The sequence below is a fragment of the Ferrovum myxofaciens genome (assembly GCF_013181415.1).
Classification (GTDB): Bacteria; Pseudomonadota; Gammaproteobacteria; order Burkholderiales; family Ferrovaceae; genus Ferrovum; species Ferrovum myxofaciens.
The window spans coordinates 828,292-842,032 of record NZ_CP053676.1 but is presented as its reverse complement, the minus strand read 5'-3'; the positions used below and the strand labels follow the sequence as shown (position 1 = coordinate 842,032).

Annotated in this window: 11 protein-coding genes, 1 tRNA gene and 1 pseudogene; 8 read left to right on the top strand and 5 right to left on the bottom strand. The window is 50.8% G+C overall.

Annotated elements, in window-relative coordinates:
• The first annotated feature begins 136 nt into the window (after positions 1-136).
• Both HO274_RS04120 and HO274_RS04115 read left to right on the top strand, forming a co-directional pair.
• The gene (locus HO274_RS04120; RefSeq protein WP_273121672.1) at positions 137-1,264 is read left to right on the top strand and encodes an AAA family ATPase; all 1,128 of its coding nucleotides are present in this window, start codon (positions 137-139) and stop codon (positions 1,262-1,264) included.
• The gene (locus HO274_RS04115) at positions 1,264-1,926 is read left to right on the top strand and encodes a DUF3226 domain-containing protein (protein ID WP_273121670.1); all 663 of its coding nucleotides are present in this window, start codon (positions 1,264-1,266) and stop codon (positions 1,924-1,926) included. Before HO274_RS04120 ends, HO274_RS04115 begins: the two co-directional genes overlap by 1 nt.
• Positions 1,927-2,028: 102 nt before the next feature.
• Here HO274_RS04115 and HO274_RS04110 read toward each other — a convergent pair whose 3' ends face one another.
• The 3 genes and pseudogenes from HO274_RS04110 to HO274_RS04100 form a co-directional block, all read right to left on the bottom strand.
• Positions 2,029-3,042, bottom strand: coding sequence for a site-specific integrase (locus tag HO274_RS04110; protein WP_031597123.1), 1,014 nt, complete (start codon positions 3,040-3,042; stop codon positions 2,029-2,031).
• Between the two features lie 231 nt (positions 3,043-3,273).
• Positions 3,274-3,534, bottom strand: a pseudogene (locus tag HO274_RS04105) (transposase); the annotation flags it as partial.
• A 7-nt stretch (positions 3,535-3,541) separates the two neighbouring features.
• Complete coding sequence (locus HO274_RS04100) at positions 3,542-5,413, bottom strand: potassium transporter Kup (RefSeq protein WP_031597120.1); 1,872 nt, start codon at positions 5,411-5,413, stop codon at positions 3,542-3,544.
• A gap of 306 nt (positions 5,414-5,719) precedes the next feature.
• Between HO274_RS04100 and rpmB the strand changes: the two genes are divergently transcribed.
• The 3 genes from rpmB (at position 5,720) to HO274_RS04085 (ending at position 6,231) form a co-directional block, all read left to right on the top strand.
• Complete coding sequence (rpmB, locus tag HO274_RS04095) at positions 5,720-5,956, top strand: 50S ribosomal protein L28 (RefSeq protein ID WP_031597116.1); 237 nt, start codon at positions 5,720-5,722, stop codon at positions 5,954-5,956.
• Positions 5,957-5,976: 20 nt separating this feature from the next.
• The gene (rpmG, locus tag HO274_RS04090) at positions 5,977-6,132 is read left to right on the top strand and encodes a 50S ribosomal protein L33 (RefSeq protein WP_031597113.1); all 156 of its coding nucleotides are present in this window, start codon (positions 5,977-5,979) and stop codon (positions 6,130-6,132) included.
• 8 nt (positions 6,133-6,140) lie between these two features.
• Positions 6,141-6,231, top strand: a tRNA-Ser gene (locus tag HO274_RS04085).
• Positions 6,232-6,359: 128 nt separating this feature from the next.
• Here HO274_RS04085 and HO274_RS04080 read toward each other — a convergent pair.
• The gene (locus tag HO274_RS04080) at positions 6,360-7,466 is read right to left on the bottom strand and encodes an HD domain-containing phosphohydrolase (protein WP_273122267.1); all 1,107 of its coding nucleotides are present in this window, start codon (positions 7,464-7,466) and stop codon (positions 6,360-6,362) included.
• 20 nt (positions 7,467-7,486) lie between these two features.
• A complete protein-coding gene (locus tag HO274_RS04075; protein WP_273121664.1) occupies positions 7,487-9,088 on the bottom strand; it encodes a methyl-accepting chemotaxis protein in 1,602 nt (533 codons plus the stop codon).
• Between the two features lie 169 nt (positions 9,089-9,257).
• Here HO274_RS04075 and HO274_RS04070 point away from each other — a divergent pair, with 169 nt between their 5' ends.
• From HO274_RS04070 to HO274_RS04060, 3 genes are read left to right on the top strand one after another with little or no spacing between them, the layout of a single operon-like run.
• On the top strand, positions 9,258-9,857 hold the full coding sequence (locus HO274_RS04070; RefSeq protein WP_273121662.1) for a response regulator: 600 nt from the start codon (positions 9,258-9,260) through the stop codon (positions 9,855-9,857).
• A 14-nt stretch (positions 9,858-9,871) separates the two neighbouring features.
• Positions 9,872-13,363: an ATP-binding protein gene (locus tag HO274_RS04065; protein WP_273121660.1), complete on the top strand. Its 3,492-nt coding sequence runs from the start codon at positions 9,872-9,874 to the stop codon at positions 13,361-13,363.
• Positions 13,360-13,728 carry a response regulator gene (locus HO274_RS04060; protein ID WP_273121658.1) on the top strand — a complete coding sequence of 123 codons (369 nt, stop codon included), beginning with the start codon at positions 13,360-13,362 and terminating at the stop codon, positions 13,726-13,728. The genes HO274_RS04065 and HO274_RS04060 overlap by 4 nt, the downstream gene beginning before the upstream one ends.
• Positions 13,729-13,741 lie beyond the last annotated feature (13 nt).

The window sequence follows — 13,741 nt, the reverse complement described above, 5'->3', positions numbered from 1 at the left end:
TCGGTCAGAATACGAAGAATGCGCGGGCTTTGTGTGCAAGCCACCGATGTTCGTTCTCGCAGCGTGAATGACCTGCATTTTGGCCAAGCGACCATCCGACTTCTGGTGTGTCTCAGAAATTTCATAGGAAATAAGCATGATCAGCGCTCTAACAATTGAAAATTACCGTGGATTTAAAAACTTCTCAATGGATAAGGTTAAGCGTATAAACCTTATTGTTGGCGGGAATAACATTGGAAAAACATCGGTTCTTGAAGCGATAATGTTGATAATTTCCAAAGGTGATCCACAGACAATTTGGAAAATTATTAGTGGTCGTGGTGAAATAGTAAACTATGGTGGAATACTACAGGGGGTAATTCAACCAGAGATATCTGTCAGGCATTTATTTCACGGGCATGAGGTTAAACTTGGGTCTGCGTTCAAAATTGGCGCAATAATGACCCAGACGAATCAAAGTATCGATATTGACTTCAAGATAATTGAAGCAAAGCAGGAAGACAACCAAATTTTATACGCATCACTTCCCAGCGAAGGAATGGACACATTCGGACCAAAAATTGCGTTATCAATTACAGGATCGGACAAAAAAAATCTTTTGTTATCCTCCATTCCTCTTTCCTCTCAAGGAATTCTAAAACAAAACACTCTCCAGACCTTGGTAAATATAAATTTTCAACAGTTTCCGAATGAAAGTGGGCAAGCAGTTTTTCAATATATACCTACCACATCCTTGACCGGCCAAGAGTTGATTTCCATGTGGAATGCAGTCGCCTTAACTTCTGAAGAGAAACGCGTTGTTGAGGCTTTGCAGTCACTTGACGATAATATCGAGCAAGTCGCCGCCATCAGTTCGTCTGTTATTTTCCCACAATTTGGTCAAAAGACGGGTTTTATTGTAAGAATGCGTGACTTAGAAAAACCTGTCCCAATTGGAAGTTTGGGAGAAGGCACTTGGAGGATGCTTGTTTTGGCGATCGCTCTTGTAAAATCGAAAGATGCAATTCTACTGATTGACGAAATAGACATAGGACTCCATTTCAGGGCTCTCTCATCTATGTGGAAAATGATTGTTGATGCATCAAACCGATTAAATATTCAAGTGTTTGCGACAACACACAATAATGACTGTATAAAAGCACTAGCCATGCTAAATGAATCTGAAATCAGTATTCAACGCATTGAATCATTTGATGGCCTTGCTGTTAATTACTCTGCCGACGAGATAAGAGTTGCTGCTACCAGAAACATTGAGGTTCGCTAATGCAAAAAAACGGAAAGATACTTTTGGTAGAAGGCAGTACTGATAAGTATGCGATTGCCATGTTAATGAGGGAGCACACAGAGTGGCTAAGAGATGATCCCCCAGTTGATATCAAAGATGAAGGTGGTGTTGATAAAATTTTAAATCAAGTTACATTCAGTACATATATTAAGTCATGCTCTACTCTAGGTATTGTGATTGATGCAGATGAAAATATCAACTCGCGATGGGAATCCATTAAAACAATATGTCGAGTTAATTTTCCTGAATTACCTGATAGTTTTCCAATAAACGGGTTAATTTTATGCAATCAACAGGAGAAGAGACTTGGCGTATGGATCATGCCTGACAATAATTCTAGAGGGATGATGGAAACATTTTTATCTACTCTTGTAACTGATGAAGAAGGTCGTAATTTACTTGAATATTCTAAAGAAGTTGTCGCTAATGCAAAGTCAACTTATTCAGCGCCATTCATGGACCTACACAATGATAAGGCGGTAATTCATTCGTGGCTTGCTTGGCAAGATCCACCTGGAGAAGCGTTCGGAAATGCAATCGCCAAGAAAATTCTTGACCCATTCTCTATAACAGCAATTAATTTTTCCGGATGGTTTTGTAAATTATTTGAACTTGAATGTAGTCAGGTTGTAGATGAGTAAATTTGGAATTCCCGCATGGGACTATTCCGGTTTTTTCGAGATGCCCGCACGGTGATTTTACTCCAATTTACGGGCCAATCCTTCTATGCAACGGGATAGTGGTTACCCCAGTTTTTTGGCAATATTTTCGGCCTGCAAATGGGTATAGCGTTTCAACATCTGCATGGTCTTATGACCACTGACAGTGGCTATTTCAAAGAGGGATAAATCACCCCGCTCAGCTAGCCTGGATAACGCCTCATGCCGCAGGTCATGCCATGTGAAGTCATCAATGTTGGCGCGTTTACAAGCTGCTATGAAGGCATGGTAGAGGGTTGTCTTTCCGACGGGGAGAATAGCGTCCTCTTGATCGTTTGAGGGCAGCAAGTCCAGTACCATGAGTGCTGATTTTGAGAGGGGGACGGCACGCGGCTCCTCTGTTTTTAACTTCGCAGGATCAAGTAGAAGGGCCAGGCAGCGTGTCCGGTCTATCATCTTCCACCGAAGTTGGAGTAATTCGCCCTGACGCATTCCGGTTTCGACGGCAAGTTGTACCCCAGGCCAGAGCCAGGGATTACGCGAAGACCGGCACTCATGTTCCAATGCGAACCATTCGGCTGCTGTCAATCTCCGATCTCTGGCCTTCCCGCCTTTTGGCTTTCTGATTCTCGGTAGAGGGTTTCCGGCGGGGAGGGGAATTCCGAACTCCTGCGTTGCCACAGTGAGAACTTTCGAAAGCATGTTCAATTCTTTCCGCACTGTAGCGCCGGACACTTTCTTCAGCCGTTCGTCCCGATATTTTGCAATCAGTTGAGGCATCAGTGCGGCAATAGAATATTTTCCTAAAAAAATGTCAAGATGCTGGCATTCAAATCGCCATGACTCTCTTTTGTCTTCGCGTTGTCGGTAGTGATACGGGGCGAACTCAGTCAGAAATCTGACAATGATTTCCGAAAGGGTGGTGTTCTCAGCAAGAGAAGTGGAAACGAAGGAACCTTTGTCCATGGCAGATTCGACATTGCGAGCCCAAACTTCCGCTGCCGTCTTGGTTTTGAAACTTTTGCTTTGCGATGGGTAGCCCTTGCGTCTGACCTTGGCCTGAATCCAACCGCTGTCCCGTTCCAGAAATGTCGCCATCGTCAAAACTCCAACTGTCCCCGTTTTGTCCCCATATTCGTTATATTAATTGTAAAACTACATTAACATATTGTCAATAAATGATTATTTAAAATAAAATCACTCCCCTGCTAAGGGAGCATGCGGTCAAAAACTGCATCGAGGGTTCGAATCCCTCTCTCTTCGCCAAATAATAGACATAACACATTGATTTTATTGTGTTTTGTCAGGCACGAAATACATGGTATGCCATTACGTTTTGCCATTGAGGCTCGAATGACCCCGTTCACCGTTGTACCAGTCGATATATTCCGCAATGTCCTTGCGTGCGGCGCTGACGCTATCGTAGGCCCGAAGGTAGACGCGCTCGTACTTGACTGACCGCCATACTCGCTCGACAAAAACGTTGTCACGCCACGCACCTCGACCATCCATGGACAACTTCACTCCGTTATCGATGACGGCATCGACGAAATCCTGTGCAGTGAACTGACTGCCCTGGTCTGTGGCGAACGGGGTATCAGATGGCGATCTGTCGTCCAATTTCCACCACCCCATCACCGGGTAATCTGAAGAAGTCCGTGACGTGTACAGAATTTCTTTCCATCCAGGCAAAGACAACTGTCACCCAGTGAGGCAAACCTTTCCCGTCCTCTCTGCCAAGAACAGTTTCATGCCCGATATAGTAGACTACATCGTCTATTTGAAGGGGACAGCCCTGCTCGAATGCGTGCCCAAGCACCTCGGGAATGTTTGGCCTCTCCATAAATCCATACCTTGCTGTTGCGCGCCAGAAATTGGGTTCGATTTCTACCAATGACAGGCGTTTAGAATTTTCGATCCATGGGACAGATTCCGACACAACGGTGAGCACAACTAAAAGTTCGTGTAACGCGCGGTTGTGTAGGACATGCCAAACCATGACGGGAGGTGTTTCGGACAATGTCCGGGTCAGAAAGACAGCGGTGCCAGAAACCCGGGGGATTTTACGGGACACGACTGACCCCAGGAACTCCTTGACTGAAACACCCCGCTCGGTGAGGGTTTGTACCACTGCCGTCGAGCCGCTGTGCCAGATCCACATTATTCCGTAAATCAGGCTGGCGAGAAGCAGCGGAACATAACCACCGTCAGCGATCTTGGTGAGGTTTGCCACGAAAAAACTGGTATCAATACAAAGAAAAGCACCAGCAATCGCGCCACTTGCGAACCGGTTCCAGCCCCAGATCTCGCGCATGGCAATGAAAAGAAGCGCGGAAGTCATGAGCATGGTTAGCGAAACGGCGATTCCGTAGGCCGCCGCCAGGTTGTCGGACTTCCCAAAGAAAAGTGTCAGGCTGACTGTGGCGATCATGAGCAACCAATTGATGGTCCCGACATAGATTTGTCCGTAACCTTCTGCAGAGGTCTGGGCGATCCGCACGCGGGGTAACCAGCCCAGTTGGATTGCTTGCCGGGTCATCGAGAATGCACCCGTGATAATCGATTGGCTGGCAATGATGGTTGCGATCGTCGCCAAGAGAATAAATGGAATAAGGAGAGGTCCCGGGCACAATTGATAAAAAATATTATCGGTCGTGGATGCGCCACCGAGTACGATGGCAGCCTGACCTGCATAATTCAGCGCCAGACTTGGCAGCACTATGGCTGACCAGGCGAGTCTGATGGGACGGGGGCCGAAATGTCCCATGTCCGCATAGAGCGCCTCAGCACCCGTGACGCACAGGAAGACTCCTCCCAACACAAGAAAACTCGTAAAACCATTTGAAAAGAGAAAGCGAATGCCATAAATCGGGTTAAGAGCAACCAAGACTGCCGGATGCCGGGAAATCCCCCATAGACCAAGGAGCGCGATCGCAAAAAACCAGACAGCCATAATTGGGCCAAATGCCTTGCCGATTCGCGCCGTGCCAAGCGGTTGGATTGCAAAGAGTGCAACGAGAATCGCCACTGCGGCCGGCAGAACATAGGGCCTCAGGGCCGGCGTGGCAATATTCAATCCTTCAAGCGCGGAAAGAACCGAAATAGCCGGGGTGATCGCTCCATCGCCATAAATCAGTGCTGCCCCAAATAATCCGATGGCAACAATCGTCGGCCTTCGGTGTTTCTTGACAGCCAGCAGGGACATCAGAGCAAGAACCCCTCCTTCTCCGTCATTATCGACTCTCATCGCAAAGCCTACATATTTCACAGAGGTGACTATAATGAGCGTCCACAGAATCAACGAAAGTATTCCGAGGATGACATAGGGTGCAGGCGCGCTACCTGTCATGTTGAGAATGGTTTTGAAGGTATAAAGCGGGCTCGTCCCGATATCACCAAAAACGATTCCCAGGGCTGACAGCCCTAGGACACCTACGCCGGGGCCTGGTTTACTTTTCGTGCGACTCATGATTGGTCATTCCTTGAAAGGGTATCCAGTTAAATACTGTAATGTTGAAATCGATACCCGGGTTCGATGGTCACAGGGCTTTGTCTCCTCGGATTGTATCAGCACCACGACCAGGGCACTGTGCAGGTATATGTAGCAGTTCGACGCTTGTCTTCTGCGCTGAAACTGTCGGGGTGGAAGGGCTTCGGTCAACGGATCTATCTGTGGAACCGGCAGGATCATGAATTGGACCTTGCTGAAATCGGATATTTCATGCGATAATCCTCGTTTGCGATTTTTCAATACATTAATTACGGGAGTTACAACATGGCACGCGTCTGCGCGGTCACCGGGAAAAAACCCATGGTTGGCCACAATGTGTCCCACGCCAATAACAAAACAAAACGGCGTTTTCTACCCAATCTGCAATATCGTCGTTTTTGGCTGGAAAGTCAGAACCGCTGGATTCGTCTGCGCGTCTCCAATGCGGGACTTCGTCTGATCGACAAGAAAGGCATTGAAGTCGTTCTCGCCGAGTTGGGTGGAACGGCTCTGCAAGGTTAATTCCAAGGAGAATTCTTTACATGCGTGACAAGATCAAACTGGAATCGACCGCTGGTACCGGTCATTTCTACACCACCACCAAGAACAAGAAAACCATGCCCGGAAAGATGGAAATCAAGAAGTTTGATCCCGTCGCTCGCAAGCATGTTCCGTACAAAGAAGCCAAGATCAAATAATCTCACACGGAGAGGTGGATGAGCGGTTTAAGTCGCACGCCTGGAAAGCGTGTTTAGGATAATATCCTAACGCGGGTTCGAATCCCGCCCTCTCCGCCAACTCATTGAAAATCCGCTGCTTTTAGCGGATTTTTTATTTCAATTCTGCAGTAGTTGTGCTTGACTAACCCGGCAGTTCGGCCTTGCTCATAAACTGCTGAAACAGGCGGGCTGAATGCGGAGTAAAGTTACAACGAGAATCCGTTTTGCGGTTCGTGTTCACCTCTGCCGGAGAATATCTCTTCCATGGTATCTGCTCGGCGCTGGAATGCCGCCAAGACTGCAGGGTCGAAATGAGAGGGCAGGGTGCGCCCATCCCCGTTGAGGATGATGTCAATGGCTTTTGCATGGTCGAATGCCGGCTTGTACGGACGTTTGCTGCGCAGGGCATCGTAGACGTCTGCGAGTTGCATGATCCGCGCCGGCAAGGGGATTGTCTCTCCCCTGAGGCCGCCAGGATAACCGCTGCCGTCCCAGTGTTCGTGGTGACCCAAGGCAATGGCATACCCCATCTTCAAGTAAGGAGAAGAATTATTCTCCAGAATATGTGCTCCAATGGTGGTATGACTTTTCATGATCGCCCATTCGGCGGGCTCTAAACTTCCGGGCTTCAGCAGGATATGATCAGGAATACCGATTTTTCCGATATCGTGCATGGGGCTGGCATAAAAAATGAGTTCACAGAATTCCTTGTCCAGCCCCATTTGTTTCGCCAGTTCATGGCTGTAATAGCTAATTCTCTTCACATGATCGCCCGTTTCATCATCGCGAAATTCCGCTGCCCGAATCAGGGTGAATATGGATTCGACGAAAGATTCACGCAACGCATTGGTGCGCTCCTGCACTTTGGTTTCCAGTATCTGGTTGTGGTTTTCCAAAAACTCATTGAATTTCTTTAGTTGAAGCAGATTGCGTACACGAATTTGCAGATCCGTATGATCGATGGGTTTGGTAAGGAATTCTTCGGCCCCAGCCTTTAGTCCTTGCAAACGCGAAGCTCTGTCTTCCAAGGAACTGACCAGGATGATCGGTATCGACTGGGTGTCTGGATCCATTTTAAGTTTTTTGACCACCTCGAATCCAGTCATGCCCGGCATCATCAGATCCAGAAGGATCAACTGTGGTTTGAAACTCTTTACGCTCTCCAAAGCTTGCTGCCCATTTTCGGCCAAAGCCGTTTCCAGTCCCTCACCTTGGAGCAGGATTTCGAGCAGACAACGGGTCTGCAAATCGTCGTCCACCACAAGTACACGGCTCCGGGTGTCATCTGCTGAGGTTCTCTGGAAGGATGTCATCACCAATGCCTCCGTCAGGTTCAAATTTTGAACCGGTTGATTGTGGTGCGCATATCATCGGCCAGATGTTCAAGGTGATCTGCGGCATCAGCGGTGGTTTCTGCAGCGGCACTGTTCTTCTCTGTCAATTGCGAGATCCTTTCGATATGTGTGGCGATGTCGTTGCTTGCGGCGGTTTGCTCGTTCAGGGCGGTGGACATTTCTCCCACCGTATTGGCCGTCTGCCCTGACCCTGCCTTGATCTGATTGATGGCTTCGCCTGCCTGTTCGGCCAATTTTACGCCTTCGTGAACCTGATTGACCATGACGACCATGCTGTCTACGGACTTTTTTGAAGCCTGCTGGATGGTATCGATCATCTGCGACACTTCAGCAGTGGCCAGACTGGTTCTTTCGGATAGTTTACGAACCTCGTCCGCCACCACGGCAAAGCCTCTTCCCAACTCTCCGGCTCGCGCCGCTTCGATGGCGGCGTTCAGGGCGAGCAGGTTGGTCTGGTCCGCGATTTCCTTGATGACCTCGACGATGGATGAAATCTTGGTCGACTGCATCCCGAGATTTTCTATGGATTGCGAAGTCGCTTTCGCAATTTCGGCGATCCGTTTCATTTCTTCCGAGGCGCGGTGAATGATCTTGCTCCCCTGCTCGGACAACTCGCCGGAGTGCCGTGAAAGTTTCATTGCCTCCTGGCTCCCTTCGGAAATGTTGCTGATGCTGACCACGATCTGCTCAACGGTTGCCGCCATTGCAGCAGTGGCTTCGCTTTGATGGGATGAGTCGGTCGCCACCTGATGGGACGACACTGAAAGAGAATGGGAAGATCCCGCCAGTTTCTCGATGCCTTCATGCACCTGGCGGAATGATTGCTGCAGGTTTGTCATGAGGTCGTTGAAGGCACCACTTGTCTGCCCGATTTCGTCTTCAGAATGCACATCGACGCGCATGGTGAAATCGCCGGTCTTTGCGATTTCCTGGATCGTCCTCTGCATTCTGCCTGCAGGCGCTGATACAAGTATGGTGAGAATGAACCGGATCAGCAGCCACAGGAAAATCTGAACCACCACCACAACGGTAACGGAGGTCCAGACAAGTCGCTTCAATTTGGCACGATCGGCCGAGATGTCCAGATCGATGACCGAAGCGCCATTGTGATAGCCCACCGGCACAACGTGACACATCAGACAGTCGGTCCCTCTGAAATTGTGGCTCTCGGTATAAGGGATGATCCCGTGCAGCAGATTGCCCTTAATGCTGAAACGCTTTTTCCCGTCATCCAGGGACTGTCTTTCTTCGTCTCCAACAGGTTGCTCTTCCGGCAGTCCCGCGCCGAACTGCTGTTGCACCAGTTTGTTCCGGATCAACCGCAGAGATTTGACATTCTCGCTTGAGCCCATCTTCCGGATGAAGAGTTTCCTCTGCTCCACATCGCTGATGATCCCGTTGAGCATGAGCATGTTGGCTCCGTTGATCACGCCGTCGGCCAACACCTCGATCTTGCCTTGCTCGTCCATAAGCATCGAATTCTTTTCGACACTATAGAAAGACATCGCAACGGCAATGCCGACCAAAAGCAGGATGGATTGAACAGCCAACTGAATTTTGAATGCGATGGCATGTTTCATGGAAACTTGTTTTATGAAACCGCTGGAGGTTTTGTTCATGTTGTTTGAACACTCTAATTGATTGAGCGAAAAGCATTGTACCTACGATCTGTCCAAAATGTCCACACTATCTGTATTGTTCGTTATAATCAGTGGGAAGTTAAAATGTTCATGAACATGGATCAGGTATATGACAACTGGAGAAGCAGCACGCATGCTTGGCGTAGGTCTGAATACGGTCAAACGTTGGATAAACCGCGGTGATTTGCGGGGTGTTTGCACCCCCGGTGGCCACTGGCGCATTTCGAAAGAAGATCTTTACGCATTCATGCGCGGGAAGGGCCTGCCGATCCCGGGCAGAGACAAGACAACCCCGGTGCGCATGCTCATTGTCGATGACGACCCTTTCGTATGCACATTGCTCAGGGCAGTACTGGAACAGGCTGACTTCCCTTCGGAAATCCAATGCGTCCACGATGGTTACACGGGGCTGATGCGGATTGGCGCATGGCGACCGGATGTGCTGGTGCTGGACATTCTCATGCCCGGCATCAACGGCCTGGAGGTACTGAACCGCATCAGGGCGGATCCTGATCTTGACGACATGGCCATCGTTGTGATCACGGCGATCTTTGATCGGTCTGATGTCGTGCAGGCGGCACGATCCGCCGGGGTAGCGGCTATATTGCCCAAACCCGTGGAAGCACGTCGGTTTCTGGATATCATCGGCGCATGTATGGCTTTGCCGGTCCCTTTCCCTAACGAAGAGCGCGGGGCACTGCAAAGATGAGGAGTGAGGCGGGTATGTTTAAATCGAGGCTGGGACTGCGGTTGAGCGTTATTCTGGGTGCGGTCCTGGCCCTGTTGCTGGTCGGCGGATTGACCTGGCTTGATCACAACGAGCGCCAGTCCATGGCGGAGCAGGCAGAACAATCCACCGAACAGACGGCACTGGCGCTGGAAGCCAGCCTGAAATCCATCATGCTGGCCGGCGAGGGACCGATTGCGCACGATTGGTTGAAGCGTGTCAGGCAGACGACCGACTTCGATGATGTGCGTATCTACCGCCGCGACGGTACCGAGGCTTTCGTGGACAACGCCACCATTGATCGTGTGAACGTCTGGCTGGGCACGAAACACTTTGCACACCATGATCGGGAGGTCAAACCGGAAACCTTGCCCCCCTCCCTCGGGAAATCCTTCACCGCAGCCGCAGCCGGAACTGAGACCAGAGTCATTGAAAACGGTCGCCTGACCCTGCTGCTGCCTATCCGCATCGAGAATGCGTGTCTACAATGCCACGGCTATGATGGAGCCCCCGCTAATCCTGTGCGCGGCGTACTCAAATTGTCTGTGCCCACCAGTGCCTTGACCAAGGCCATGGCCGGTCAGCGCAGCAAAATCCTTTGGTCGGTGGCTGCAGTTATTTTGCTGACGGGAGGGTTGCTGATGTGGTTGTTGAACCGCGAGGTGATCCGGCCCATTGGTCTGCTGCAGGCTGGCGCGAAAAAGATCGAAACGGGAGGAGACCACTCCTATCGTGTGACGCTGGATCGCACCGATGAACTGGGCAGTCTCGCGAACATGTTCAACGAACTGGTGAGCCACCTGCAGCAGCAGACGATCAAGCAGGCGACCATGTACGAAGCTGTCATTGGTCTTTCCCGGGAACTGGTGGACGAGGTGCTGCTCAGGAAGATCGGTGAACTGGCGATGCAATTGACGGATGCGCGTTATGCCATGCTGTCCTACCTGAAGGATGGCGAGAAGCAATTTGTTCCACTGGGGATGGACGATGCCCAACTGGAGAAACTCAAAGGGCATGCGCCACAGGGACTGGGGTTGCTTGGGCTTCTGTGGAACGACCGTCAGGTGGTACGCGCAGAAAATATCACCAACCATTCGAAATCCATAGGTTTTCCAGAGGGTCATCCACAAATGACCTCATTCCTCGGGGTTCCGATCGAATTTGCCGGAAAGATGATCGGGGCGTTGTATTTGACGGACAAGAAAGGGGGGCACCCTTTTTCCAAGGATGACGAATCGGCAGTGCGAATGCTGGCATCCAGTTGCGCCGTGGCATTGTCCAACGCACAACAGTTCGAGCATCTGCAAGAGGCCAATGCCGAACTGGAAAATCGTGTGGCCGCGCGTACCAGCGAACTCAATAACGCCAACCGCCTGCTGCGCAGCCATGAAATCGAACTGGAACTGATGAATGACGAGTTGCGCCATGCCAGCGAGGCAAAAAATCAATTCCTGGCCAATACCAGTCATGAGTTGCGTACGCCCCTGAATGCGATTATCGGTTTCTCCGACCTGCTTCTTGTGAAATCCAAGGAACTGTCGACCAAACATAAGGAGTATGTGGAATACATCAATATCAGCGGTAGGCGCTTGCTGGAATTGATCAACAGTCTGCTGGATCTGTCCAAGATCGAGGCAGGCATGCTGGAGATCCATCAGGAACCTACAATTCCGAGCACTGTCCTCAAATTCATGGTCAATCATCTCAGACCTTTACTGGACAAGAAAGGGCTGGAAGTCAGTTTCATCCTGCCTGAAGAAGACCGCACGGCCTATCTCGATGCAGGTAAATTGCAACAGGTCTGGGTCAACCTGATTGGAAATGCGATCAAGTTCACGCCAGACGGGGGGCATATCGAGGTGGGTTTCACCCTCAAGGGCGACGATGCCCATGCCGTTCTCGAGGGCTGGGTGCGGGATAGCGGGATTGGCATCGAGCCAGCCGACATCGAGCGCATTTTTCAGCCCTTTGTCCAGGGTGAGGGCGGATTGACGCGCGAGTATGGCGGTACAGGACTGGGGCTGACATTGGTACGTCGCTTGCTGGAGATACAGGGCGGTTCCATCCGGGTGGAGAGCAAGCCGGGCACGGGCAGCCTGTTTGCCTTTACACTGCCGGTACAGATGGTGGCGGCTGAAGGGGAGGTGGGAATCCCCCTTTTGGAGGGGCAAGGGGAAAAGGTCGAATCCCAGTTGCTCATGGAAGTGGTCGATGAAGACCTCTCTGAGTTGGTGGAGTTGCCGGTGATTCTGATCGTCGATGATGACAAGGCTCGTGCTGCCGCAGTCTCCTCCTTGTTGCGAGAAGAAGGGTACCTGGGTGAAATGACCGATCTGGGTCATGTCGAACTTCTGGCGGAAGAAAAATGTCCTTTCCTGATCATTGTCGGCATACCAGACGACCCCGTGGATATTTATCGCCAACTGCATCTGCTGCGCTCGCGCAAGGCCACCCGCCATATTCCGCTGGTGCTGCTTGGCGGCAACGCCGAGTCACCCAGTTTTTCACTGGGTACGGTGGATACCATGGACAAGCAGGTGACCAGGAATGATCTGGTGAATCTGATCAGTCGTCACGGGCGGCAAATTCAGCATGCACCAAGTATGACGGTGCTTGTGATTGACGATGAGCCCGGTGTGCGCGAATACATCAGGGAATGTCTCCGCGGCCAGGGCTATCGCCTCCTGCTGGCTGCCAATGGACGGGACGGCATTCAGGCAGCCATTGAACATGATCCGGATCTGATCATACTGGATTTGATGATGCCGGGCATCAACGGATTTGAGGTGGTTGAGGAATTGAAGCGTCATCCCACGGCCTGTGATATTCCGGTGGTCATTTTCTCGGCCAAGGACTTGACGCGCGAAGAGGTCATGCGACTTGGTCAGGAAGTGGAAAAGGTGTTGACCAAGGGGGCCACCAGTCGCTCCGATTTATTGCGAGAACTGCGCTCCATGGAATTGTTGTATCCGGTGCAGGCACGATTGATGGACAGCGTGTTGCGTTGCTACAATTTGCGCTACAGGCAACTTCGTTTGGCGCAGGAATGCAATCGCGCGGAGCGCTACGGTCAGACCTTTTCACTGGTGGGGTGGCAGATGGATTATTACGATGCCTATGTGAAGAAATATGGCCAGCACTGGGGCGTGGCTGCCCTCAAGGAAATCGTTGAGTTGGTGAATTCGGTCACCCGCGAAGGAGATGTGCTGGTTCGTTCCGGTGAGGCATCCTTCATGTTGATTTTGACGGGCACCGCGCAATCTGTGGCGGAACGGGTGGCTGAGAAGTTGCGATTGCGAATTCGCATCCATAAATTTCCCCTGGCAGGGGGGAAGACGGGGAATTTCACTGCCTCCTTTGGATGTGTGCAATTCGGTATTGGTGCGTTCAGCCCTGAAGATCTGCTGACGCAACTGAATGCGCTCATGGCGTTTGCCATGAAATCTGGTGGTGATCGCTGCATATGCTCCGAGGTGGGGGAATCATGAGCAGAATTCTGGTGGTTGATGACAATGTGCTAAATCTGCAGTTGGCTTGTATCACGCTCGAGATGGCCGGACACGAAACTCTGGGCGCTTCCGATGGCAGAAAAGCCATCGAGGTCGCAGAATCAGAGCCACTGGATTTGATTCTCATGGACCTGCGCATGCCGGTGATGGATGGCAAGCACGCGATGAAGCATATCAAGGCTAATGAACGGACACGGCATATTCCCGTGGTTGCGTTGACCGCCAGCGCCATGAAAGGGGAACGTGAACTGCTTCTGACCAGTGGCTTTGACGGCTATATCGACAAACCCATCGATGTGAACTCCTTTGTCCACACGATCGCCGAATTCCTCCCGAAGGGGTGAAAGGCTTCCGCGC

What these genes read in the sequence shown, in the direction of transcription:
- HO274_RS04120 (WP_273121672.1), top strand. Translation starts at nt 137, where the DNA reads ATGATCAGCGCTCTAACAATTGAAAATTACCGTGGATTTAAAAACTTC.
- HO274_RS04115 (WP_273121670.1), top strand. Translation starts at nt 1,264, where the DNA reads ATGCAAAAAAACGGAAAGATACTTTTGGTAGAAGGCAGTACTGATAAG.
- HO274_RS04110 (WP_031597123.1), bottom strand. Translation starts at nt 3,042, where the DNA reads ATGGCGACATTTCTGGAACGGGACAGCGGTTGGATTCAGGCCAAGGTC.
- HO274_RS04100 (WP_031597120.1), bottom strand. Translation starts at nt 5,413, where the DNA reads ATGAGTCGCACGAAAAGTAAACCAGGCCCCGGCGTAGGTGTCCTAGGG.
- rpmB (WP_031597116.1), top strand. Translation starts at nt 5,720, where the DNA reads ATGGCACGCGTCTGCGCGGTCACCGGGAAAAAACCCATGGTTGGCCAC.
- rpmG (WP_031597113.1), top strand. Translation starts at nt 5,977, where the DNA reads ATGCGTGACAAGATCAAACTGGAATCGACCGCTGGTACCGGTCATTTC.
- HO274_RS04080 (WP_273122267.1), bottom strand. Translation starts at nt 7,466, where the DNA reads ATGACATCCTTCCAGAGAACCTCAGCAGATGACACCCGGAGCCGTGTA.
- HO274_RS04075 (WP_273121664.1), bottom strand. Translation starts at nt 9,088, where the DNA reads ATGAAACATGCCATCGCATTCAAAATTCAGTTGGCTGTTCAATCCATC.
- HO274_RS04070 (WP_273121662.1), top strand. Translation starts at nt 9,258, where the DNA reads ATGACAACTGGAGAAGCAGCACGCATGCTTGGCGTAGGTCTGAATACG.
- HO274_RS04065 (WP_273121660.1), top strand. Translation starts at nt 9,872, where the DNA reads ATGTTTAAATCGAGGCTGGGACTGCGGTTGAGCGTTATTCTGGGTGCG.
- HO274_RS04060 (WP_273121658.1), top strand. Translation starts at nt 13,360, where the DNA reads ATGAGCAGAATTCTGGTGGTTGATGACAATGTGCTAAATCTGCAGTTG.